The organism is Stenotrophomonas sp. 82F1, from assembly GCF_056861525.1.
This window is the reverse complement of the sequence record NZ_JBSPUD010000003.1, coordinates 56,072-77,577: the sequence shown is the minus strand read 5'-3', so window position 1 is coordinate 77,577 and position 21,506 is coordinate 56,072. Positions and strand designations below refer to the sequence as shown.

Annotated in this window: 20 protein-coding genes and 7 tRNA genes; 15 read left to right on the top strand and 12 right to left on the bottom strand. The window is 65.8% G+C overall.

The window, feature by feature from the left end:
* The first annotated feature begins 8 nt into the window (after positions 1–8).
* The 6 genes from AC13GI_RS04705 to AC13GI_RS04680 all read left to right on the top strand — a co-directional run bounded on the left by AC13GI_RS04705 (position 9) and on the right by AC13GI_RS04680 (position 6,917).
* A complete protein-coding gene (locus AC13GI_RS04705; RefSeq protein ID WP_025879254.1) occupies positions 9–212 on the top strand; it encodes a PspC domain-containing protein in 204 nt (67 codons plus the stop codon).
* Entirely contained in the window at positions 209–661 is a 453-nt protein-coding gene (locus tag AC13GI_RS04700; RefSeq protein WP_482995652.1) for a hypothetical protein, read from the top strand. The genes AC13GI_RS04705 and AC13GI_RS04700 overlap by 4 nt, the downstream gene beginning before the upstream one ends.
* A gap of 731 nt (positions 662–1,392) precedes the next feature.
* On the top strand, positions 1,393–1,608 hold the full coding sequence (locus tag AC13GI_RS04695; RefSeq protein ID WP_025879252.1) for a hypothetical protein: 216 nt from the start codon (positions 1,393–1,395) through the stop codon (positions 1,606–1,608).
* Between the two features lie 207 nt (positions 1,609–1,815).
* Entirely contained in the window at positions 1,816–4,209 is a 2,394-nt protein-coding gene (locus tag AC13GI_RS04690; protein WP_099821482.1) for a Tex family protein, read from the top strand.
* 202 nt (positions 4,210–4,411) lie between these two features.
* Positions 4,412–6,613: a PAS domain-containing protein gene (locus tag AC13GI_RS04685; RefSeq protein WP_099821483.1), complete on the top strand. Its 2,202-nt coding sequence runs from the start codon at positions 4,412–4,414 to the stop codon at positions 6,611–6,613.
* A 64-nt stretch (positions 6,614–6,677) separates the two neighbouring features.
* Positions 6,678–6,917 carry a hypothetical protein gene (locus AC13GI_RS04680; protein ID WP_380656000.1) on the top strand — a complete coding sequence of 80 codons (240 nt, stop codon included), beginning with the start codon at positions 6,678–6,680 and terminating at the stop codon, positions 6,915–6,917.
* A gap of 32 nt (positions 6,918–6,949) precedes the next feature.
* Here the strand turns inward: AC13GI_RS04680 and AC13GI_RS04675 are convergent, their stop codons facing one another.
* Both AC13GI_RS04675 and AC13GI_RS04670 read right to left on the bottom strand, forming a co-directional pair.
* Positions 6,950–7,240, bottom strand: coding sequence for a putative quinol monooxygenase (locus AC13GI_RS04675; protein WP_099821542.1), 291 nt, complete (start codon positions 7,238–7,240; stop codon positions 6,950–6,952).
* Positions 7,241–7,293: 53 nt separating this feature from the next.
* On the bottom strand, positions 7,294–8,382 hold the full coding sequence (locus AC13GI_RS04670; protein ID WP_482995651.1) for a DUF5694 domain-containing protein: 1,089 nt from the start codon (positions 8,380–8,382) through the stop codon (positions 7,294–7,296).
* Between the two features lie 161 nt (positions 8,383–8,543).
* Between AC13GI_RS04670 and AC13GI_RS04665 the strand changes: the two genes are divergently transcribed.
* Together AC13GI_RS04665 and AC13GI_RS04660 are read left to right on the top strand one after the other, a co-directional pair.
* Positions 8,544–8,837, top strand: a complete 294-nt coding sequence (locus AC13GI_RS04665) for a hypothetical protein (RefSeq protein WP_482995650.1) — start codon at positions 8,544–8,546, stop codon at positions 8,835–8,837.
* 254 nt (positions 8,838–9,091) lie between these two features.
* Positions 9,092–10,927, top strand: a complete 1,836-nt coding sequence (locus AC13GI_RS04660) for a methyl-accepting chemotaxis protein (RefSeq protein WP_482995649.1) — start codon at positions 9,092–9,094, stop codon at positions 10,925–10,927.
* A gap of 18 nt (positions 10,928–10,945) precedes the next feature.
* On the opposite strand, the gene AC13GI_RS04655 is transcribed toward AC13GI_RS04660, so the two are convergent.
* Both AC13GI_RS04655 and AC13GI_RS04650 read right to left on the bottom strand, forming a co-directional pair.
* Positions 10,946–11,512, bottom strand: a complete 567-nt coding sequence (locus tag AC13GI_RS04655) for a GNAT family N-acetyltransferase (RefSeq protein WP_482995805.1) — start codon at positions 11,510–11,512, stop codon at positions 10,946–10,948.
* A gap of 81 nt (positions 11,513–11,593) precedes the next feature.
* A tRNA-Leu gene (locus AC13GI_RS04650) sits at positions 11,594–11,679 on the bottom strand.
* Positions 11,680–11,818: 139 nt separating this feature from the next.
* Here AC13GI_RS04650 and AC13GI_RS04645 point away from each other — a divergent pair.
* A complete protein-coding gene (locus tag AC13GI_RS04645; RefSeq protein WP_100460341.1) occupies positions 11,819–12,199 on the top strand; it encodes a response regulator in 381 nt (126 codons plus the stop codon).
* Positions 12,200–12,208: 9 nt separating this feature from the next.
* Here AC13GI_RS04645 and AC13GI_RS04640 read toward each other — a convergent pair whose 3' ends face one another.
* Complete coding sequence (locus AC13GI_RS04640; RefSeq protein WP_380655987.1) at positions 12,209–13,165, bottom strand: SOS response-associated peptidase family protein; 957 nt, start codon at positions 13,163–13,165, stop codon at positions 12,209–12,211.
* Between the two features lie 78 nt (positions 13,166–13,243).
* Between AC13GI_RS04640 and AC13GI_RS04635 the strand changes: the two genes are divergently transcribed.
* Positions 13,244–13,660 carry a GNAT family N-acetyltransferase gene (locus AC13GI_RS04635; protein WP_482995648.1) on the top strand — a complete coding sequence of 139 codons (417 nt, stop codon included), beginning with the start codon at positions 13,244–13,246 and terminating at the stop codon, positions 13,658–13,660.
* 63 nt (positions 13,661–13,723) lie between these two features.
* Here AC13GI_RS04635 and AC13GI_RS04630 read toward each other — a convergent pair.
* The 7 genes from AC13GI_RS04630 to AC13GI_RS04600 all read right to left on the bottom strand — a co-directional run bounded on the left by AC13GI_RS04630 (position 13,724) and on the right by AC13GI_RS04600 (position 15,100).
* Positions 13,724–13,799, bottom strand: a tRNA-Glu gene (locus tag AC13GI_RS04630).
* A gap of 49 nt (positions 13,800–13,848) precedes the next feature.
* Positions 13,849–13,924 (bottom strand) — tRNA-Ala (locus AC13GI_RS04625).
* 44 nt (positions 13,925–13,968) lie between these two features.
* Positions 13,969–14,044, bottom strand: a tRNA-Glu gene (locus tag AC13GI_RS04620).
* Between the two features lie 49 nt (positions 14,045–14,093).
* A tRNA-Ala gene (locus tag AC13GI_RS04615) sits at positions 14,094–14,169 on the bottom strand.
* Between the two features lie 183 nt (positions 14,170–14,352).
* A tRNA-Glu gene (locus AC13GI_RS04610) sits at positions 14,353–14,428 on the bottom strand.
* A 53-nt stretch (positions 14,429–14,481) separates the two neighbouring features.
* Positions 14,482–14,557: transfer RNA gene (locus AC13GI_RS04605), tRNA-Ala, on the bottom strand.
* A 144-nt stretch (positions 14,558–14,701) separates the two neighbouring features.
* Positions 14,702–15,100, bottom strand: a complete 399-nt coding sequence (locus AC13GI_RS04600; protein WP_482995647.1) for a heavy metal-responsive transcriptional regulator — start codon at positions 15,098–15,100, stop codon at positions 14,702–14,704.
* A 183-nt stretch (positions 15,101–15,283) separates the two neighbouring features.
* Here AC13GI_RS04600 and AC13GI_RS04595 point away from each other — a divergent pair, with 183 nt between their 5' ends.
* From AC13GI_RS04595 to adiC, 5 genes are all read left to right on the top strand, one after another.
* Positions 15,284–16,351: a GlxA family transcriptional regulator gene (locus tag AC13GI_RS04595; protein WP_251474520.1), complete on the top strand. Its 1,068-nt coding sequence runs from the start codon at positions 15,284–15,286 to the stop codon at positions 16,349–16,351.
* A gap of 84 nt (positions 16,352–16,435) precedes the next feature.
* The gene (locus AC13GI_RS04590; protein ID WP_482995646.1) at positions 16,436–17,239 is read left to right on the top strand and encodes a TlpA family protein disulfide reductase; all 804 of its coding nucleotides are present in this window, start codon (positions 16,436–16,438) and stop codon (positions 17,237–17,239) included.
* A gap of 30 nt (positions 17,240–17,269) precedes the next feature.
* Positions 17,270–18,112 (top strand): thiol:disulfide interchange protein DsbG, encoded by an 843-nt coding sequence (gene dsbG, locus AC13GI_RS04585; protein ID WP_482995645.1) that lies wholly within the window; start codon positions 17,270–17,272, stop codon positions 18,110–18,112.
* Positions 18,113–18,632: 520 nt separating this feature from the next.
* Complete coding sequence (locus tag AC13GI_RS04580; protein WP_482995644.1) at positions 18,633–20,075, top strand: DcaP family trimeric outer membrane transporter; 1,443 nt, start codon at positions 18,633–18,635, stop codon at positions 20,073–20,075.
* A gap of 78 nt (positions 20,076–20,153) precedes the next feature.
* Positions 20,154–21,506: an arginine/agmatine antiporter gene (adiC, locus tag AC13GI_RS04575; protein WP_099821496.1), complete on the top strand. Its 1,353-nt coding sequence runs from the start codon at positions 20,154–20,156 to the stop codon at positions 21,504–21,506.

The window sequence follows — 21,506 nt, the reverse complement described above, 5'->3', positions numbered from 1 at the left end:
ACCTCGCCATGAACGCTGTGCCGCGCACCCTGTCGCGCTCGCTGAACGACCGCATGATCGCCGGAGTGATGGGCGGCATCGCCCATCGTTTCGGCTGGAACCCGACCCTGGTACGGGTGCTGTACGTGGTGGTCTCGCTGGCGTCGGCCGCGTTCCCGGGCATCCTGGTCTACCTGCTGCTGTGGCTGCTGATTCCCAACGAGGCCGATTGAACACCGCGTCCCGGCCCTGGCCGATCTGGCTGCGCGCGCTGCAGGTGCTGGGCGCGCTGTGGACCGTGCCCAATACCGTGATCGGCCTGCTTGGCGGTCTGGCCGGGTTGCTGGGGGGCGCGAAGATGCGCTGGAGCGGTCGCGACTGCGCGGTGGTGTTCGACCACTGGCCGTGGGGACCGGGCGGAGCGATCACCCTGGGTAACGTGATCCTGCACACCGGCTACGACCTGGGCATGTGCTGCCGTACCTACGCGCATCAGGCGGGGTGGGGCGTGGAACCGTTGATCCGGCTGGATGACCACGAGCGTGCACACGTATACCAGTACCTGGTGCTGGGGCCGCTGTACCTGCCGGTGTATCTGCTGTGTGGTGGCGTCAGCGCGCGCAATCCGTTCGAGCGTGCGGCTGATCATTACGCGCGGTTCGGGCACGGCTGGTGGCCGTAGTTTCCAGCCAACGGCGGAGCCCCTCGTGGGTGGTCGCGAAATGCGGTTCATGTGATTGGGCCGGGCAGGTGGGTTGCGCAGGGGCCGCTGCAAGTACGTCCCTGTAAGCTCGGTCGCCGCATCCATGCGGCTCACGCCCCTGCGCAACCCACCTGCCCGACCCCTGACAGTTTCTCGGCGCGTCCACCCACGGTCGCGCGCTGCGCTTGCTCGTGCAGAGCCGAGCCTGCGCTCGGCTTCGCGGAATGGCCTGAAAGCAGCCGAGCGTGGGCTCGGCTCTACAAGAAACGGCCGGCCAGGTCGCTTTTGCTTTTGATCTTCTTTTTCTTTTCTGTGGGTAGCAGACCGCAGAAATCTGTCAGAGGGCGGGCGGGTTGGGTTCGCGGGGGTGTCCGCGGCATGGATGCCGCGGCCAAGCCTCCAGGGACGGATTCACGGCGTCCCCCGTGAATCCAACCCGGCCGACCAGCGCGACGGCTTTTGCATTCCGCGACCAGCCAAACCCACCCACGAGGGGCTGCGCCGTTGGCTGGAAACCCTCCATTCGTTAGACGGAAGTTAAAGATCCGTAAGCATTCTGCTGCGATCCCGCAGTCATCTGCATGCAACCGATCGTCATTAGTCTTCGTGACGTTCCAGTCAGCTTGGTCGCGGTAAGCTCTACCCCGATGGGCTCGCAAGTACCGCTCATCGTGTGCAGTACGCAGTAGCAATTTGGAGGAAGACATCACATGGCAATCGTTCTTTATGTCGGTGGTAGCAAGGATGGCGAGAAGGGCGTGGTGCCCTACGGCTTCAGCAAATCCCGCGCCGATACCGCGCTGGGGCCGGAGTTCTACACGGAGCGGTTCATGGAACTGCAGGGTGTCGGCAAGGTCCGCCTGATGGCGCTTGAGAGCCTGCGTGACGACATCGTCATGCAGCGTGCCGCCCGCCACTACCGCTGACCTTCGCACTACGCGGCAGGACGCGCTTCACCATCGCGCGTCCGCGCCGGCATCCCAGCCCCGGGGCCAGTCCGAGCCCCACTTGCCAGGATGCCGGCGTCCGATCCGGACCCGCCGCCTGAACCGCCGTTCTGTCAACGCCTTGTCCCTGCCGCCCGCGCATTGCAAGAATGGGCCTTTCCCGCAATGCGGCCCAGGCCGGAAACAATGCACGACGCCAAGCACGCCCAGCGCCAGCTCGCCCAGCAGATCGCCCAGACCATCGCCGAAGAAATCGGTGCCCAGACCGCCCAGGTCAGCGCCGCCGTCGGCCTGCTCGATGAAGGCGCAAGCGTTCCGTTCATCGCCCGCTACCGCAAGGAAGTCACCGGCGGCCTGGACGACACCCAGCTGCGCAACCTGGAAACCCGCCTGACCTACCTGCGCGAACTGGAAGACCGCCGTGCGGCGGTGCTGGCCAGCATCGGCGAACAGGGCAAGCTCAGCGATGAGCTGCGCAACGAGATCCTCGCTGCCGACACCAAGAGCCGGCTGGAAGACCTGTACCTGCCGTACAAGCCCAAGCGCCGCACCCGCGCGCAGATCGCCCGCGAAGCCGGGCTGGAGCCGTTGGCCGACGGCCTGCTGGGCGATCCCACGCAGGACCCGCAGGTCTTTGCCGCCACGTTCGTGGATGCCGACAAGGGCGTGGCCGATACCAAGGCCGCGCTGGAAGGGGCCCGCGCGATCCTGATGGAGCGCTGGGGAGAGGACGCCACGCTGGTCGGTGAACTGCGCAGCTGGTTGAGCGAGCAGGGCGTGATCCGTGCCCGCGTTGCCGAGGGCAAGGAAACCGAAGGCGCCAAGTACCGCGATTATTTCGAACATGCCGAGTCACTGGCGAAGATCCCCTCGCACCGGTTGTTGGCGTTGTTCCGCGCGCGCCGCGAGGAGATCCTGTTCCTGGAACTGGACCCGGGCAAGGATGCCGAGGCGGGGCATCAGTACGCTGAAGGGCGCGTGGCGCACAACGCCGGCATCCGCGATGCGGGGCGCCCCGCTGATCGCTGGCTGCTCGATGCCTGCCGCCTGACCTGGCGGGCCAAGCTGCACATGCACCTGCTGCTGGACCTGTTCAACCAGGCCCGCGAGAAGGCCGAGGCCGAAGCCATCGCGGTGTTCGGCGACAACCTCAAGGATCTGCTGCTGGCCGCGCCGGCCGGCCCGAAAAGCGTGCTGGGCCTGGACCCGGGCATCCGCACCGGCTGCAAGATCGCCGTGGTCGACGCCACCGGCAAGCTGGTCGCCACCGATACCATCTACCCGCACGAACCCCGCCGGCAGTGGGAGCAGTCGCTGCAGACGATCAAGCAGTTGTGCACCAGGCACAACGTGCAGCTGATCGCGATCGGCAACGGCACCGCCAGCCGCGAGACCGACAAGCTGGCCGGTGAGGCCATCAAGGCGCTGGGTGACAACGCACCGCAGAAAATCGTGGTCAGCGAAGCCGGGGCGTCGGTGTATTCGGCGTCGGAAACGGCGGCCAAGGAGTTCCCGGACCTGGACGTGTCGATCCGTGGCGCGGTATCGATCGCGCGCCGCCTGCAGGACCCGCTGGCCGAGCTGGTGAAGATCGAGCCGAAGGCGATCGGTGTCGGGCAGTACCAGCACGACGTGGACCAGTACCGCCTGGCGCGTGCGCTGGATGCGCGGGTGGAGGACTGCGTGAACGCTGTCGGCGTGTACGTCAACACTGCTTCGGCGGCGCTGCTGTCGCGGGTGTCAGGCCTGTCTTCAACGGTGGCCGAGAACATCGTGCGCCACCGCGATGACAACGGTCCGTTCAAGCGTCGCAAGGACCTGTTGAAGGTGTCGCGGTTGGGCGAGAAGACGTTCGAGCAATGTGCAGGCTTCCTGCGTATCGCCGATGGTGATGAGCCGCTGGATGCATCGTCGGTGCACCCGGAGGCCTACCCGGTGGTCGAGCGCATCGTGGCCAGCACCGCGCGCCCGATCAAGGCGCTGATCGGCGACGGCAGCTTCCTGCGCGGGTTGAAAGCCGAGCAGTTCACCGACGAAACGTTCGGTGTGCCGACCGTGCGCGACATCCTCAAGGAACTGGAAAAGCCCGGCCGCGATCCGCGCCCCGAGTTCAAGGCGGCCCGTTTCGCCGAGGGCGTCGAGGACATCAAGGACCTGCGCGAGGGCATGGTGCTGGAAGGTGTGGTCAGCAACGTGGCCGCATTCGGTGCGTTCGTCGATATCGGCGTGCACCAGGATGGCCTGATCCACATCTCGGCGCTGTCCGATACCTATGTGAAAGATCCGCGTGACGTGGTCAAGGCCGGCGACATCGTCAAGGTGAAGGTGCTGGAGGTGGACGTGCCGCGCAAGCGCATCGCCCTGACCCGTCGCCTGGATGACACGCCCGGCCAGGCCACCAGCCGTCCGGGCAGCCGTGATGAACGCAGCCAGGGGCAGGCGCCCCGTCGCGACGCGGGCAATCCCGGGCAGGGGCGTGGCCAGAGCCGCAACCCGGGCAATGGCGGACGCCCGGCACAGGCCGCGCCGCCCGCCAACAATGCCCTGGCCGAGGCGTTCGCACGGGCCAAGCGCAGCTGAGTCCGTGGTCCCCCCCCGGCGCGGGCCGGGTGGGGGACTTGTCGATGTTCCCCGGCAATGCGCACACTTGCGCTGGAAGGGGCGCCTGGGCCCCCGCTGTCGCTGGGGAGGCCATGCCGTCAGCACCATCCGCCTGGTTCCGTGACCGCTGTGGCACCTCGCCACGGCCTGCGGGCAGCTGCGTCGGCAGGGGAGGCGGCTGATGGCCGATCAGGGCAACAGCGGCAACGTACTGCTGGAGCGCCGGCTGCAGGAACTGGCCGAAGAGCGCCGTCGCCTGGCGATGATCATCGAAGGCACTGCGGCTGGCACGTGGGAGTGGAACGTCCAGAGCGGACAGATGCGGGTCAACGAACGCTGGGCCGAGATCGTCGGTTACCGGTTGGATGAGTTGGAGCCGATCTGCCAGAAGACCTTCATCGCACTGGTCCATCCGGATGATCTGGCGCTGTCCGATGCGGCCCTGCAGGACCACTTCGATGGCCGCACCGACCACTATGTCTGCCTGTTGCGCATGCGTCACAAGAACGGCCAATGGATCTGGATCCACGACCGCGGACGGGTGTTCGAGTGGGACGGTCAGGGCCGGCCGCTGTGGATGGCCGGTGCCCATGCCGACGTCACCGAGCTGCAGCAAGCGCGCCAGGATGCGGCGGAGATGCGGCAACGCCTGCAGGCGGTGGTCGACGCCTCAGACGAAGTGGCGGTGATCGCCACCGACACCGACGGCACCATCACCCTGTTCAATACGGGCGCACAGCGGATGCTCGGCTACACCGCGGCTGAAGTAGTGGGTGGGCGCCGGCTGGATGCGTTCCACGATCCGGTTGAACTGCAGGCGTGGCTGCGACCGCTGGCGACTGCTGACGGACAGGTTCCCGGTGTGTTCGAGGCACTCAGTGCGCGTGCCGATGGCCAGACGTATTCGCGACAGTGGACGCTGCTGCGCAAGGATGGGCAGCGCCGCCAGGTGCGCCTGTCGATCAGCCGCATGGATGGCGCCGATGGCGCGCGTATCGGTTACGTCGGCATGGCCATCGACATTACTGAAATCCTGCAGGCCCGCGCCGAGGCCCGCTTGTCGGCGGAGAAGTTCGCCGGTGCGTTCACCTCGGCGGCACTGGGCATGGCACTGGTGTCGCTGGAAGGACGATGGCTGGATGTCAACGATGCGCTGTGCCGCATTCTCGGTTACCCGCGCGAGGAACTGCTGCAGGTTGATTTCCAGCGCTTGACCCATCCGGCCGATCTGCAGACCGACCTGGCCCTGGTGCAGGATCTGCTGGCGGGGCGGCGCACCCACTATCACCTTGAAAAGCGCTACGTGGGCCGGGACGGCAACACCATCTGGGCACGGCTGTCGGTATCGCTGGTACGCAACGAGCGCGGCGAGCCGCTGCATTTCGTGTCGCAGATCCAGGATGTCAGCGCCCAGCGCAGCAGCGAGCAGCGCCTGTTCGAAAGCGAGCAGCGCAGCCGCATCACCCTGGATGCGGTTGCCGACCTGGTGCTCAGCGTTGCCCTGGACGGTCGCATCGAATACGCCAACGCGGCCGCCGTGCGAATGCTTGCCGGTGATGGTGCGCTGTCGCTGGCCGGGCATCGCGTGCAGGACGTGCTGTCGTTGACTACCGAATACGCACCGCAGTCGCAGCTCGACGTCAGCGTGCTGTTGGATCCGGAAAGCAATGCCGTGGACCTGCATGCCGATCTGCTGCTGCAGATGGGCAGCGCCGTGGTGCCGGTGGACCTGACCCGGGCCTGGCTTCGCAATGACGAGGGCCAGGTGCGTGGCGCGGTGTGGGTGCTGCGCGATGACACCCAGCAGCGTGCGCGCGAGCGCGAGGCGAGACACCTGGCGGAGATGGATCCGCTGACCGAACTGGGTAACCGCCGCGGCTTCGAAGTGCATCTGCAGCAGGCGATCACCCGGGTCGAGCGGACCGGGCAGGCGGCATCACTCATGTATATCGATCTGGACCGGTTCAAGCCGGTCAACGATACCTTTGGGCACCTGGCCGGCGATGCCGTGCTGTGGGCCGTGGCCAGCGTATTGCGCCATGGCGTGCGCGATTCGGATGTGGTGGCGCGGCTGGGCGGTGACGAATTCGCCGTGATCCTGTCCGGGTGCAGCCCGCGGCGCGCGGCGCGCATCGGTGGTGAACTGCTGCATACCCTGTCCAGCCTGTCCATTCCGTGGGATCAGCACCAACTGCGGATCGGTGCCAGCATCGGCATCGCGCCGCTTGCCGCCGGCATGAGCGTGGACCAGGCCGTCGCCGCCGCCGATGCCCAGTGCTACCGCGCCAAGGCGATGGGCCGCAACAACGTGCAGGTGCAGGGCGAAAGCAGTGAACTGCCCGGCGGCGCGTCGGCGGACGGCAGCGACCTCGGCGATGGCTGATCTCAGCCTGTGAGAGGGGCGCGGCGAATACTGCGCCAACACCCTACCTCCGCAGGAAAACGAAATGAGGTCCTGGAACCTGAGTGCCGTCCGTGCCTATGCGCCAGCCACTATCGGCTGGTCCCTGGCTCTGTCCGGCTGGCTGCGGCTGGAGCAGCTGCGCAATGATCAGCAGGCCCGGATGCTGGTCCCCGTGGTGCAGTGGGGCGTGGCGGTGATGCTGCTGGTCACGCTGGGCTGCATCGTCGCTGCCAGCGTGACGATCTGGCGTGCCCGGCGCGGTGATACGCAGCAACGCCCTTGATCTGCACGCAGGGCAGGGCAGACGATGGACGGCTACAGCGCAGCCGGATCCATCAGCAGGAACGTGCCCGGACTGCGCTGGTGCGCATCGATCAGGGGAACCAGGCGGCGGAAGTGCTCGGTTGCACAGTGGGTGTCCAGCGCTGCGCGATCCGGCCACTGCTCAATGAATATGAAGTGGCCGGGATCCTTCTGGTCGACGAACAGGTCGTAGGCGATGCACAGAGGTTCGCTCCGCGTGCAGGCAACCAGCTCGCGGTATAGCGGCAGGACGATTTCGACCGCGTCAGGATGTATGAAATCCTCGGCGATGACCTTGAGCATGCTGGAACCCCCGTGCAGGAAACGCAGCATTGTAGGTGCGTGCGGCCAGGACCTCAGCGCAGCACCGCTTCGGCATCCACCACTTGCACGTCGTGCATCATGTTGAGATAGGCCTCGTAGTAGCCTTTGTGCGAAGCGCCAACGATGGCCAGCAGGCGCGTTCCCGGCTGCTGGCCCAGCACTTCGCGGATGTTGGAGACCATGCGCAGGTTGCGGGTTTCCCAGTAGCCCACATAGTTGCGACCAAAGCCCTGGGAGGAGGGCTCGACCAGCGCCGCGCCGAAGTCCGCCTGGTAGGCCTGCAAGCCGACGTCGGGGCGGTTGTAGGCACGGTACAGGTCCAGCACGCCACCGACCTTGTCGACATTTGCATACAGCGGCTCGTCGGCGTCCCGCCGTGCGTCTGCGTGCGGGTTGTCCCAGGCCTTCATCATCGCTTCGCGTGCCGCCTTCCTGTCCTCGGGCGGGGTGGGCGAATCGGCGGTGTGGTCGTCCACTGCCCACAGGCGTTCCAGCCCCAGGCGGGCAGCGAGGACTGCCGCCACCAGGTTGGTTTCATTGCGACGGGTCAGGCTCTTGTCGAGAATCTCGACCAGCGCAGCATCCAGGCCGTCGCCGGCGATGCGCTCCTGCACGGGCAGACGCAGCCATTGCACCTGCGCCGATCCGCGCTCGCCAGCGGCCAGGAACACCGCGGCCAGGTGCCGACGCTGCGCTGCTGTCGGGCTTGCCGGCAATGCCGACAGCAGGCGTCCCATCTCGGCGTTGGCGCTGGGCACGTCGAAGCCGGTGGCGACGCGGGCCTCATCGGTGTCGTAGCAGTAGGTTTCAACGCTTTCGGCATAGCGGCTGGGATTGCGACGCATGAAGTCGCACTGCAGGCCGGACAGGTTTTCGGTGGCAATCGCCTGCGGGCGCCAACGTGCCAAACGCTCCAGCAAGGGCTCCAGCAGGGCCGGCTCGAAGGTCTTTGGCAGTTCCGACAGATGTGCTGTCCCAAGCACCAGTACTTCGTTGTGGCGACCGGCGGGTGGTCCCTTCAGCTGGTCGGGATGGAAGTTGGGACGGAACCCCGCGTCGCTGGCCACTGCGCCGGCACTGCACAGGCTGAGGATGATGATGGCGCTCAAGCGTCGAAGCATGCTGCCTCCCAGCAAAAATCCAGTAAGTGGGCGCATGCTGCCGGCAGCGTGCCGGCAGGGGATGTCCCGATGGTCATTGCAACCTTCTGCGCGCCTGCTGCATCCCCCTTTCCGTCGGCGCTGGTCCAGAATGGTGGCTGGAAGACTTCCGGAAGCGTGTCATGGATGAAATCGCCACCACCGTAGCCGCAGGTGCCGTGCTGGGTGCACTGGCTGGCTGGATCGGGCCAGGCAGATGGCGGTGGCACCTGGTGCGCCTGGCACCGTTGCTGCTGGTGCCGTTCGCGCTGTATGTCCTCGCCACCCGCAGCTGGATCTTCGGTGGTGGCGGGCCGCTGGTGGAGCCCTCGCTGCTGGTCGTCTGCGGCAGTCTGGGCTACCTGCCGGCGGTGCTGGCAACGTTGCTGCTGCGCTGGGTTGTGCGGCGCGCTGCCGACCAGGGGCTGGCTCCCTAAAGTTGTTGGCCGCCCCGCCGATACCTTCTCTGGAGCCCGCTGCTGGCTCCCGCTGCCGGACCCGAGGCTGCCTCCGATGGGCGGCCCGTGCCGTGTGCTCCGCCGCTGTTTGATGACGATCGCAGCTGCCGTACCGTTTCTGCCAGTCGCTCGAGTGACGCCTTCCGGCGTCTGCAGTCCCAGGCAATCGAAGTTGCCGCCGGGCATCCCGCCCGGCGGGTCGCAACCGCTACCCGGACACCGAGGATCAGACGATGCTTATTTCAGGCTCCATGGAAGGTGCTCAGGCGCCGGCCGAAGTGCTCACCCGTTGGTCTCCCCTGCGCGCGCTGCAGGGGGTGTTGGGCAGGCAGCGCCGCGCCACGGAGGTGGCCGAGCAGCATCGGCGGCACGTCGAGCTTGAGGCCCAGGTTGCTGCACTGCATCGGGTGCAGGCGGTCATCGAGTTCGCGCTCGACGGCACCATCCTGCAGGCCAATGACAACTTCCTGCAGGCAGTGGGATATCGCCTGGATGAGATCCAGGGCAGGCATCACTCCCTGTTCGTCGATCCCGAGGACGCGCGCAGTAGCGGATACCGCGACTTCTGGGCGCGACTCGGCCGCGGTGAATTCGATGCAGGACAGTACCGGCGCTTCGGCAAGGGGGGGCGTGAGATCTGGATCCAGGCCTCCTACAACCCGGTGCTTGACCAGCACGGGCGACCATACAAGGTGGTCAAGTTCGCGACTGACATCACGGCGCAGAAGCAGCAGGCGGCCGAGTCGGCGGGACAGCTGGCCGCCATCGACAAATCGCAGGCGGTGATCGAGTTCAGCATGGATGGCCGCATCCTGGCGGCCAATGCGAACTTCCTGGCTGCCACCGGCTATACGTTGGAAGAAGTGCGCGGCCAGCATCATTCGCTGTTCGTCGAGCCCGACTACCGGGCCAGTGTCGAGTATCGCCGGTTCTGGGAAAAGCTCGGCTCCGGCGAGTACGACGCAGGCCAGTACCGGCGGCTGGGCAAAGGTGGCCGCGAAGTATGGATCCAGGCGTCTTACAACCCGATCCTCGACGCGGGCGGACGGCCGTTCAAGGTCGTCAAGTACGCCACCGACATCACCGCACAGGTGCATGAGAGCCAGGCCATGCAGCGCGCGGTGGCGCAGACGCGCGAGGTGGTGGCGTCTGCAAAGGAAGGCGACCTGACCCGGAGCATCGCCATGGCCGACAAGAGCGGCCCGATCGCCGAACTGTGTGGCGGCGTCAATGCGCTGGTCGAAGCAATGGCCGGGATCATCGGCCAGATCAAGTTCGCCGCGGACACCATTGCGGTGGGTGCGAGCGAAATCGCCGAAGGCAACAACGACCTGTCCCAGCGCACCGAGCAGCAGGCGGCATCGCTGGAAGAAACCGCGGTGTCGATGAAGGGGCTGGCCGAGACCGTGCAGCGCACCGCCACCAACGCACGCCAGGCCAGCCAACTGGCCGGCGGCGCCGCCGATGTGGCCGCACGCGGTGGCCAGGTGGTGCATGAAGTGGTCTCGACGATGGCGGTGATCAACGCCTCTTCGCGTCGCATCGTCGACATCATTGGCGTGATCGATGGCATCGCGTTCCAGACCAACATCCTGGCATTGAACGCGGCCGTGGAAGCGGCGCGTGCCGGTGAGCATGGTCGTGGTTTCGCCGTGGTCGCCACCGAGATCCGCGAGCTCTCGCAGCGCTCGGCAGGTGCGGCGAAGGAAATCAAGCAGCTGATCGATGCGTCGGTTGCCAACGTCGGCGCCGGAACGGCGCAGGTCGAGAGCGCAGGGCGGACCATGGACGAGATCGTGGTCGACGTGCGTCGGGTCAGCGACCTGATGACCGAGATCAGCGCCGCTGCGCAGCAGCAGAGCGACGACATCCAGCAGATGAACCACGCGGTGGATCTGATCGACCAGGGCACGCAGCAGAATGCGGCGCTGGTGGAAGAGGCCTCAGCGGCTGCGCGCAGCATGGAGGAGCAGTCGTCGCAGCTGTTGCAGACGGTGGCGGGGTTCCGTGTGCACGCGGGGGCGGGGCATGGCCATGGCGTGCATGCGCCGGCGCTGCGGGTGGTGTAGGGCGCAGACGCGCGCGGCCTATGGGGCGGCGCGGTCGTCGCCCTGGCCGCCATGCAGCTGCGGGTGAGTGTGCGCATACATCCAGAAGTCGCGCGGCTGCCCACGGACATGGCGATAGGACCGCAGCAATCCCTCGCGTTGCATGCCTACGCGTTCGAGCACGGCAATGGATCGCAGGTTGCTGTCGAGCACGGTGGCCTGGATGCGTATGCAACCCAGTGCGATATGCGCCCAGGCGATGACCGCGCGCGCAGCTTCGGTCGCCAGCCCGCGTCCCTGGTGGGCAGGGGACAGGTCGTAGGCCAGTTCGGCGCGGCGGTGCTCGATGTCGATGTCGTTGAGGCCGACGGTACCGAGCAGCTGGTCGTCGCTGTCGAGAATGGCCCAACGGCGGCATCGTGCGTTGCGCGTAGGGTCGACGATCTGCCGCTGCAGAGCCTCTACAGAGACATCGCCCCAACTGGTGTGCTCGACCGCGCCCGGTAGCGACAGATAGTTCGACCAGGCGACCGCGTCCTGCAGGGCCAGTTCGCGCAGATGCACCGGGAGTGCGAGGGGAAGGATGGGAGTGGAGTGCAATGCCATCGCTGCAGTGTCGGCGGCGCCGGTCGGGCAGGGCAAGACCGGAAACGACAAAGGCCAGGTCGTGGACCTGGCCTCTGATCGTGGTGCCGGTGAAAGGACTCGAACCTTCATGGGGTCACCCCCGGCTGATTTTGAGTCAGCTGCGTATACCATTCCGCCACACCGGCAGCAGCGGGCTAGTGTACCCGAGCCCGGCGGGCGTTCATAGAGGTGCGGACGGACGGAGCTGAAATGGCGTTCAATTGTCGGTATCGGCCGGTGGCTGGCTATACTGGCGAGGCTTAACAGGCACGGGAGCGATAGCCTATGTCAGCGTTGCAGGACCTGCGGGTGCTGGTAGTTGAAAACGACGAGATGAGTGCGGCCCTGCTGCAGATGCAGCTGGTGCAGTCCGGTGCTCTGGTCGTCGGCCTGGCCGCGTCCGTTGCCGAGGCACTGCGCCTGCTGGAAGAGGCTGCCCCTGACGTGGCCCTGCTGGATTACCGCTTGGCCCACAACGAGACCAGCGAACCGGTTGCTGCGGCGCTGGCCGCGCGTGGCGTGCCGTTCGTGCTCGCCACTGGCATGGCCGCTGAACAACTGCCGGTGGCGATGCAATCCGGTGTGCTGCTGATCAAGCCCTATCTGTCGGCGGAACTGTCCAAGGCCTTGGTCCGCGCCGTGGGGCGTTCCAGCGCCAACGCCTGATCCAGCCGCTCAGGCGGCTTCCTCGTAGACGTAACGGATCTCCTCGCGGTCGTCGAGGATGGCGTACTGCGCCGCCAGGTTGTCCGGGTCCGGGGTGAGCCATGCGTCCAGGTGCTCGGCGCGGATCGGCAGTACACCCCGGTCATGGCCGGCAGCGGCGACATCGATTGACGGTCCATCGGTGATGGTGGCGAAAGACAGCAGGCGTCCTTCCGGACCGTCCCATTCCGCCCACAGGCAGGCCAGCAGCAGGTCGCGCGGCGGGTCGGGGCGGAATTCCAGCACCACATCCTGTGCCTTCTCGTCGTTGTGCAGGCTGCGGCCGGCGATGGCATGGCGAGGTACGTGCTCGTAGAAGGCCTGTACCACCACCACGCCGTGGCGCAGCCCGAAGGCGCCGCGCCAATAGCCCTCCAGGCTGTCCCGCCGCGCATTGTAGGTGCCCGGGTAGAGCACATCGTTGCGCGCAGGCTTGTCCGGCAGCCGGCATTGATAGCGCATGGGCTTGATCACGCGCCGGCCATTCTCGCTGACCATCACCGGTGCGTAGCTGCCGGGGAAAATACGATTGTCGCGTGGCAGCAGCTGTTCCCGGTGCAGGTCGTCCAGCCGTGCCTGTGCGCGGTCGATGCGGTTGCCGGCAACGCGCAGGTCATTGCGCGCCTTCTGCGTGGGTCGGGTGGCCAGGGTCGCATTGGCGATGTCGCGACGTTCAAGCTGCCGTTCCAGTTCGGCCTGCAGCTGCTGCCGCTCCTGTGCATGCCATTGCTGGATCTTCGCCACGATGTCGCGTCCCAGCTCGGTGCGCGCGCCTGCAAATCCATCGTCCATGGCTTTCGGCGTCTTCGGCCGTTTCTTGCCGGGATCATGCGCATACAGTTCGGCGAATTCCTCCAGGGAGAGGACGGCGCCGAACTCGCGCACCAGCTTGGCGTAGTCGGCGCGGATCAGGGCGGAATAGCACATGGGACTCTGCCGGAAGATGGGTCGCAGCGGCTGCGACGTGGATGCGGCAGGATAGCCCGACCTTCCAGGAGACGTTGCATGAACGATCCAGAGACGATCCAGTTCCGCGAGGCGGTGCCGACGGTCGAGGACTACTGCCAGCTGCGCGCATTGGCCGGCCTCAGCGCAAAGACGCGTGAGGCGGCGACGCGGGCATTGCCCAACACTGTCTTCGGTGTCTGTGCCTACCAGGGCAGCGAGCTGGTAGCGATGGGTCGGATCATCGGCGATGGCGGTTGCCACCTGCAGGTCTGCGATATCGCCGTGCTGCCCCGTCTGCAGGGTCAGGGCCTGGGCAAGGCGGTGATGCAGCGTCTGGGCGACTGGATGCAGGGCAACCTGCCGCCGTCGGCGTATGTGAGCCTGTTGGCCGATGGCGAAGCGCATCGGCTGTATGCGCAGTTTGGCTTTGCGCCGACCGCGCCCGCCTCGATCGGCATGTATCGCCGGTTCTGAGCTGCGGTTACCGGAGAACCGCAGGCAAAGAAAAACCCCGGCCGAAGCCGGGGTTTCAAAGATTGGCGTCCCCACGGGGATTCGAACCCCGGTCGCCACCGTGAAAGGGTGATGTCCTAGGCCTCTAGACGATGGGGACGCACGAAAAACTTCAAGTTGTAGAACTTTCGACGGCCTAATGCCGAAAGTGGTGGAGCCAAGCGGGATCGAACCGCTGACCTCCTGCATGCCATGCAGGCGCTCTCCCAGCTGAGCTATGGCCCCATGAAACGTCGGATTCCTGCTGGGAGCAGGGTCCTCTTTGAAACTGGCGTCCCCACGGGGATTCGAACCCCGGTCGCCACCGTGAAAGGGTGATGTCCTAGGCCTCTAGACGATGGGGACGCACGAAAAACTTCAAGTTGTAGAACTCTCGACGGCCTAATGTCGAAAGTGGTGGAGCCAAGCGGGATCGAACCGCTGACCTCCTGCATGCCATGCAGGCGCTCTCCCAGCTGAGCTATGGCCCCGTGTTACCGAGCCGCCTATCATACCTGCCTGTTCACATTTGTGGAAGCTTTTTTTGAAGCTTTTTCATCGAATCGTTCATTGCCACAAGGGCAGCGAGCGTTCCGACGCCACAACCTGAATGCCGGTGGGCGGTGAACAAAAAAGACCCGGTTATCGGCCGGGTCCTCGTTGTTCATGATGAGTGGCGTCCCCACGGGGATTCGAACCCCGGTCGCCACCGTGAAAGGGTGATGTCCTAGGCCTCTAGACGATGGGGACGCAGATCTCATCAATGTTCTTTGCGACCTTTCGACGGCCTAATGCCGAAAGTATGGTGGAGCCAAGCGGGATCGAACCGCTGACCTCCTGCATGCCATGCAGGCGCTCTCCCAGCTGAGCTATGGCCCCACGTCGCTGAGGAGCGAAATAATAGCTGTGCCCCCGGGGGTTGGCAAGCGCTTTGTTGCACTTTTCTTCACGTAGCGCGCGCAATGACGCCGCTGCGTTTTCCGCATGCCGCGCAGCACAGCTGTCGATGCTGAAGCGAGAGGCTCAGCGCTCTTCGCCGGTCAGCGCAGCCAGGATCGGGCACTGGTCGAGCGCACCATGTCCGGGGCAGGCATCGACCAGCTGGGAGAGGGCGCCATGCATGCGCTGCAGTTCGGCCATCCGCAGTTCGATGTCCTGCAGGCGTACCCGCGCGGTGTCACGCACGCTGCCCATGTCCTGCGGAGGATGGTCACTGAGGGAAAGCAGTTCACCGATCTCATCGAGACTGAAGCCCAACGCTTTTGCCCGGCGGATGAAGTGCAGACGTCGCAGGTCCTGCTCGCTGAAGATGCGGTAGCCACCTGCCGACCGCGCTGCGGTGGGCAGAAGCTGCTGACGTTCGTAGTAGCGGACGGTGTCGATGGGGACGCCGGCCTGGCGTGCCAATTGACCAATGTTCACGGCGGACTCCTTGGGACCTGCCGCGCATAGTCATCCCTGGACTCTGGTCAAGAGTCAAGGCTTTGCCCGCGTCGCCCATTCAGCACACTTTGCAACTTTCTTCATAGCCCCCGGGGCAAAGCAGTTCCTACCCTGCGCCTGAACCGGCCGCTCGACGGCCTGAACCGGAAGAGGAGGTGGGGAGTGGAGGGAATCAGGAACGAGGGATTCGTCGAGGTTGCGGTGGTTGAATACCCCGGAGGCGACCCGTCGGCTGCATCGGTGCTCGCCGAAATGGCGCACGTCGCCAATCGCCTCGCGCAGCAGCAACGGCGGCCCTGCAAGCGGGTGCTGGTGACCCGCTGGATCGTGCCCGCCAGCAATACCGGCGTGCATCGCATTGCCGGTGCCGAAATGCTCGACGCGGCCATTCCTGCGGTGATCGCCTTGCCGGGGCAGGTCAGTTCCAGCGCGTCGGTGCGTGCCGAGGACGTCCTGCTGGATTGGCTGCGGGCCCACTACGACGGCGGCAGCCTGCTGGCCGCCGCCGGTGACGGGGTCAGTGTGCTGGCGCGGGCCGGTCTGCTGACCGGGCGCACGGTATCCGGCCCTGACCTCAACCGCCATCCGGCGCTGCAGGTGCAGGTCGGCAGTTGGGCGCCCAGTGAGCGGGCGCTGGTTGATGATGGCGATCTGCTGACCGTGGGCGGCGCCCAGGCCTGGCGCTTCCTTGGCTTGCGCCTGCTGTACCGGCTGCACGGCCAGGGCGTGGCCAGCGCGGTGGCCCAGCAGTTGGGCATCGTGGTGCCGGTCGGCATCCAGCAGGATCTGGAGCGATTCAGTGCCAACTTCGCCCACGGCGACCGTGACGTGCTGAAGGCACAGCGCTGGTTGCATACCACGGCTGCACGTGGGGCCACGCTGGGGGCGATCTGTGAGATCGCCGGATTGGAACCGCGGACCCTGCAGCGTCGTTTCCTGAAGGCGACCGGGCTGCGGCCCATCGAGTACTGCCAGCGGCTGCGCGTGGCCAAGGCGCAGACGTTGCTGCAGCAGGGCGCCAGCATCGATGAAGTGGCCTGGGGTGTGGGTTACGCCGATCAGAGTGCATTCCGTCGGCTGTTCCTGCGCATCGTCGGCATGACGCCCGCCAACTATCGTCGCCACGTCAGCAGCAAGCGCCGCGATCGTCCGTTGACGCCTGCCGTGGCCGGCAGCCTGCGGGGGCTGCGCGCCTCGCCGGGCACGCAGCTGGGTCGCAGCGCCGCTTGAGCAACGAGGTTGAATGCGTCGTGCTTGCATCGCGGGCACGACGCTTTGACCATGCAGATCTGTGCGGCGAGAGCGGGTGAACTGATGTCGAGTGTTGGACCGGTGCCGATGCCGGTGGTGTTGATCCTGATCTCCCTGCTGCTGGCCATGGCCATTGCGCGGATCTGGTCGCGTGGGAAGCCTGGTCCAGCCCGGCCACCCGCGGCCGGAATGGTGCTGGACATGTTGCTGGTGGGTCTGCTGTGTGGCCGGCTGTCCTTTGTCGCAGCGCACTTCAGCCTCTATCGTGAAGCGCCCTGGAGCGTGCTGCAGATTGCCGATGGCGGGTACCACATGCCCGTTGTCGTTGGCGCTGGATTTGCCTGGGCGCTGTGGCGGCTGCGCAGGCAGCGCCCGTTGCGGGCGCCGGTGCTGGCCAGTGCGCTGGTTGGATTGTTGTTGTGGGGCGGGGCAAGCCAGGGGCTCGCGTACTGGCAGGCCCAGCAGATGCCTCTGCCCACACTGCAGGTGGCCGACCTGCAGGGCAGGGCGATTGACCTGCAGCAGTTTCATGGCAAGCCGCTGGTGCTGAATCTGTGGGCCAGCTGGTGTGGTCCGTGCCGCCGCGAGATGCCGGTGCTGGCGACGGCCCAGCAGAAGCATGCTGACATCCAGTTCGTCTTCCTCAACCAGGGCGAGACCCTTGAGGAGGTCCAGACCTTTCTTGCCGCTGAACACATCGTGCTGGGTAATGTACTGCTGGATGAGGCTTCGGCTGCCTCGACCACGCTGGACGTCCGGGCTTTTCCTTCCACGTTGTTCTTCGATGCGCAGGGGCGGTTGCAGGAACTGCATCTCGGCGAACTGACCCAGGCCGGTCTTGAACACAAACTGCGCCGGCTGCGGTAGCCTGCGCTGGCATCCCACTACGGAGTTTCCATGTTGTCGATTTCCCCGCGCATCGCGCATACGCTGATGCTGCCGGCCATGCTGGCGCTGGCTGCCTGCAGCCAGGCACAGACCCCGAAGGGCAAGGACGCCGCTGCACCGGCAACGGCTTCGGCATCGGCCGCCGTCAGGAAGGGCGAGTTGCCGGCTGTCCTGAAGGGCATCGAGAAGCATGGCTTCGAGGTGGTCTCCGAATTCGATGCGCCGGGTGGCCTGCGCGGCTTTGCCGGCATGGTCGGCGGCCAGCAGCCGGCGGCGGCTTACGTGACCGCCGATGGCAAGCATGTGCTGGTGGGCAGCCTGTTCGACGCCGAGGGCAACGAAGTTGCAGCCGAGACGCTGGAGAAGCTGGTTGCCGCGCCGATGTCGGCCAAGATGTGGAGCAAGCTTGAGGCCAGCGCCTGGGTACGTGACGGCAAGGCCGATGCGCCACGCGTGGTGTACACCTTCAGTGATGCCAACTGCCCTTACTGCCACAAGTTCTGGGAGGCGGCACGCCCTTGGGTGGACGCAGGAAAGGTGCAGTTGCGCCACATCATGGTCGGCGTGATCCGTGAGGACAGCCCGGCCAAGGCGGCGGCGATCATGGCCGCACGCGATCCCAGTGCGGCACTGCTGGAAAACGAGCATCAGTTCGATCGAGGTGGCATCAAGCCGCTGCCCAGCATCAGCCGGGAGATCGCTGGCAAGCTGGATGCCAACCAGGTGCTGATGGTGGAGATGGGCTTCCAGGGTACGCCGGGCATCCTGTTCCAGGATGCGCAGGGCCAGGTGCAGCGACGTGCCGGCCTTCCGCAGGGCAACGATCTGCAGGCGGTACTCGGCCCGCGCTGAGACCTCCGACATGCTGTACTGAGCGACAGGCCCGCATGGCAACGTGCGGGCCTGTTGCTTTCTGCGACAGTCGCGGCGATGAGGGCTGCGCACGTCGTGAACAGATGTCACGTCTGAATCGTGACTGACATCAAGCATTTCGCTTTGATCCCAATCAAGGCCAAAAACGACAGTCGCACTAGCCTTGGCGCATGGAATACAGCGTCACTGCGCTATGGATGCCGCATACGACACGCCCTCGAGAGGACGTGCGCGCAACGCCATTCACGACACTCTCACCCAGCGCTTGTTACCCAGACGCCTGCGGTCGCCACCCCTTCGGCAGCACTGCTGCAGTGGGAGCGACTCCGGCGCAGTGTTGGCAATCGGGACAGTGTCATTGCCCTGTTGCCTGCAACGTGCAGGCTGGCAACGGTCGTCCACGCAGTACCTGCATTTCCAGCAACGGCTCGTTGAGGTCGGGATGGCGCACGCGCGTTGTACGGCCGCACAGCGGGAGTTTCAGTCCAGGGAGGATGCAATGCGCTTGGCGGTACTGAGTCTGGGGTGTCTGACGGCGATGGCAGCGATGCCGCTGCATGCTCAGGACGATGCGCAGGCGTTGCGTCGCGAGATCGACGCGATGCGGCAGACGCTGGAAGGCATGCAGCAGCGTCTGGACCAGCTTGAACGGCGCGAAGAGCATGCAGCTGCGGCCCCCGTTGCCGCGTCGTCGCCGATGCCCGCTGCAGCGCAGGCGACACTGAATGTGCCAACCACCAGTGGGATCCTTCACCCCACCCAGGTGCCTGGCGTCGCGCAGCCTGTGCTGCCACAGCGTGAATCGGTGGCCGATCCTTCAACGGCGGCCTCGCGTCCAGACAGCGCCGCCGGCCCCACCGATCCGGACCTGAAAGGCTTCTTCGCCATTCCCGGCACCGACACCGTGATCCGCATTGGCGGCTATGCCAAGCTCGATGCGATTGCGGATTCGCGCGGGGCAGGGGACGAGGATCAGTTCATTCCTTCGTCGATGCCGGTGGGCGGCAACCATCGGGATGTTTCGAACTTCAACATCCACGCCAAGCAGACGCGTTTCAGCTTCGAGGCGCGGCGGCCGACCACGCACGGCAACCTGCGCTTCTATCTGGAGAATGATTTCTTCGGCAGCAGCGATGGCTATGAATTCCGCCTGCGCCACGCCTATGGTCAACTCGGCAACACCTACGCGGGCTATGGCTATTCCAGTTTCATGGATCCGGACAGCCTGCCCGACACGCTGGATTTTGCGGGCCCTGGCGGCGCCGGCTACCTGCTGGTGGCCGGCATCCATCACAGTTTTGCGCTGGGCAAGGGCAACACTCTGACGCTGGCCGCCGAAGACCCGGACACCGAGCTGGCCGGTGCCAGCGATGCGATGGCGGCAGTCAATCGACTGCCGGATGTGAGCGCCATCGCGCGCATGGAGCGCGACTGGGGCCACCTGCAGCTGGGCGTCGTGGCGCGCAATCTGGCCTACGACGGCGATGCCCGTCATGACCGCGTCTTTGCCGGTGGCGCGCAGCTCAGTGGCTCGGCCTCGGTGGGGGAACGCGATCTGCTGCTGTTCGGCGCGTTGGGCGGCCGCGGCCTGAGCCGCTACACCGCCGACCTCACCGGCTCCGGTCTGGACGCCGTGGTAGGTGCCGATGGACGCATCGATGCGCTGGACCTGCACGGTGGCTTCGTCGGCTACACCCATTACTGGTCGGATCTGTGGCGCTCGAACCTGATCTACGGCCAGCTGACCCTGGAGCGCAATGCGGCACTGCCGACCGATGCGTTCCGGCAAAGCCGCTACGGCGTGTTCAACCTGATCTGGAGCCCGGCCCCGTCGTGGACGATGGGCATGGAGCTGCTGTACGGCCGCCTGCAGCAGCAGGGCGGAGCGCGCGGCGACACGGTCCGGGTGCAGGGCAGCCTGCAATACAACTTCATCAAGTAGGCGCCAGCAGCAGCACGCCAGCGTAGCCATTCCCCACGCCCGGGTGCACCGGGCCCATGCCAGGTACAGGAGATTGTCATGGCAGAAGCAAAGAAAATCGGGGTGGTCGGAGCCACCTTCCTCGTCGCCGGCAACATGATGGGCTCAGGGGTGTTCCTGCTGCCCTCCAGCCTGGCCAAGATCGGTACCGCCTCGATATGGGGTTGGCTGATCACCACCGCCGGTGCGCTGCTGCTGGCGTTCGTGTTCGCCAAGCTCGGCAAGCTGGCACCCAAGGCAGGCGGCCCGTATGCGTATGCGCGCGACTGGTTCGGTCCCTACATGGGCTTCCAGACCAACACCATCTACTGGTTCGCCAACTGGATCGGCAACGTGGCCATCCCGATCGCGGCGGTGGGCTACTTCAGCTATTTCTTCCCGATCCTGTCCGAGCCGCTGGTGCGCTGCATCGCGGTGCTGATCCTGGTGTGGGCGCTGAGCTTTGCCAACATGATCGGGCCGGCATTCGTCAGCCGCGTGCAGACGGTCACCACCAGCTTCGCGCTGGTGCCGATCCTGGGCATCGCCATCTTCGGTTGGTTCTTCTTCGATGCCGACATCTTCAAGGGCGCCTACAACGTGTCCGGTGAGTCCAACTTCGGTGCGATCTCCAGCGCGGCGGCACTCACCCTGTGGGCGTTCATCGGCGTGGAATCGGCGTCGGTGACCGCCGGTGTGGTCGAGAATCCGGAGAAGAACGTGGCCCGCGCCACCCTGGCCGGTGTGTTCCTGGCCGCCATCGCCTACATCGCCAGCTCGTCGGTGATCATGGGCATGGTGCCCAACGGTGAACTGCAGACCTCCGACGCGCCGTTCGCACTGGCAGCGGCCAAGGCCGTGGGCGGTTGGGGTGGTGCGCTGGTCAGCCTGTGTGCCTTCGTCGGCGCCGCCGGCTCGCTGGGCGGCTGGATCCTGCTGACCGCGCAGAGCGCCAAGGCAGCGTCCGATGATGGCCTGTTCCCGAGCATCTTCAGCAAGACCAACAAGGACGACGTGCCGGTCAAGGGCGTGCTGATCGTGGCCGTGCTGATGACCCTGGCGGTGCTGGTGACCTCCACCTCGAAGACGGCCTCGGCCCAGTTCGACGTGATCACCTCGGCGGCGGTGGTGCTGACGCTGCTGCCGTACATCTACTCGTGCGTCGCCTGCTATTTCGTGGTGGAACGTTCGCACACGCTGGTGCACACCGGTGCGTTCTGGACCCTGACGAGCCTGACGGTCGTGTACTGCCTGTGGGCGATCTATGGCTCGTCGGGAACGATCGTGCAGTACGCCTTCCTGTTCGTGCTGTTCATCACCGTGTTCTATCCCTTCTTCAGCGAGGAGCGTCGTCAGCAGCGGCAGCGCTCCCGCGAGGCGGCGGCGATTTCGGCCGGCGCGCAGCGTTCCTGA

What these genes read in the sequence shown, in the direction of transcription:
- AC13GI_RS04635 (WP_482995648.1), top strand. Translation starts at nt 13,244, where the DNA reads ATGAACGATCCAGAGACGATCCAGTTCCGCGAGGCGGTGCCGACGGTC.
- AC13GI_RS04705 (WP_025879254.1), top strand. Translation starts at nt 9, where the DNA reads ATGAACGCTGTGCCGCGCACCCTGTCGCGCTCGCTGAACGACCGCATG.
- AC13GI_RS04670 (WP_482995651.1), bottom strand. Translation starts at nt 8,382, where the DNA reads ATGCTTCGACGCTTGAGCGCCATCATCATCCTCAGCCTGTGCAGTGCC.
- AC13GI_RS04640 (WP_380655987.1), bottom strand. Translation starts at nt 13,165, where the DNA reads ATGTGCTATTCCGCCCTGATCCGCGCCGACTACGCCAAGCTGGTGCGC.
- AC13GI_RS04660 (WP_482995649.1), top strand. Translation starts at nt 9,092, where the DNA reads ATGCTTATTTCAGGCTCCATGGAAGGTGCTCAGGCGCCGGCCGAAGTG.
- AC13GI_RS04580 (WP_482995644.1), top strand. Translation starts at nt 18,633, where the DNA reads ATGCGCTTGGCGGTACTGAGTCTGGGGTGTCTGACGGCGATGGCAGCG.
- AC13GI_RS04655 (WP_482995805.1), bottom strand. Translation starts at nt 11,512, where the DNA reads ATGGCATTGCACTCCACTCCCATCCTTCCCCTCGCACTCCCGGTGCAT.
- adiC (WP_099821496.1), top strand. Translation starts at nt 20,154, where the DNA reads ATGGCAGAAGCAAAGAAAATCGGGGTGGTCGGAGCCACCTTCCTCGTC.
- AC13GI_RS04690 (WP_099821482.1), top strand. Translation starts at nt 1,816, where the DNA reads ATGCACGACGCCAAGCACGCCCAGCGCCAGCTCGCCCAGCAGATCGCC.
- AC13GI_RS04590 (WP_482995646.1), top strand. Translation starts at nt 16,436, where the DNA reads ATGTCGAGTGTTGGACCGGTGCCGATGCCGGTGGTGTTGATCCTGATC.
- AC13GI_RS04675 (WP_099821542.1), bottom strand. Translation starts at nt 7,240, where the DNA reads ATGCTCAAGGTCATCGCCGAGGATTTCATACATCCTGACGCGGTCGAA.
- AC13GI_RS04665 (WP_482995650.1), top strand. Translation starts at nt 8,544, where the DNA reads ATGGATGAAATCGCCACCACCGTAGCCGCAGGTGCCGTGCTGGGTGCA.
- dsbG (WP_482995645.1), top strand. Translation starts at nt 17,270, where the DNA reads ATGTTGTCGATTTCCCCGCGCATCGCGCATACGCTGATGCTGCCGGCC.
- AC13GI_RS04680 (WP_380656000.1), top strand. Translation starts at nt 6,678, where the DNA reads ATGAGGTCCTGGAACCTGAGTGCCGTCCGTGCCTATGCGCCAGCCACT.
- AC13GI_RS04685 (WP_099821483.1), top strand. Translation starts at nt 4,412, where the DNA reads ATGGCCGATCAGGGCAACAGCGGCAACGTACTGCTGGAGCGCCGGCTG.
- AC13GI_RS04695 (WP_025879252.1), top strand. Translation starts at nt 1,393, where the DNA reads ATGGCAATCGTTCTTTATGTCGGTGGTAGCAAGGATGGCGAGAAGGGC.
- AC13GI_RS04645 (WP_100460341.1), top strand. Translation starts at nt 11,819, where the DNA reads ATGTCAGCGTTGCAGGACCTGCGGGTGCTGGTAGTTGAAAACGACGAG.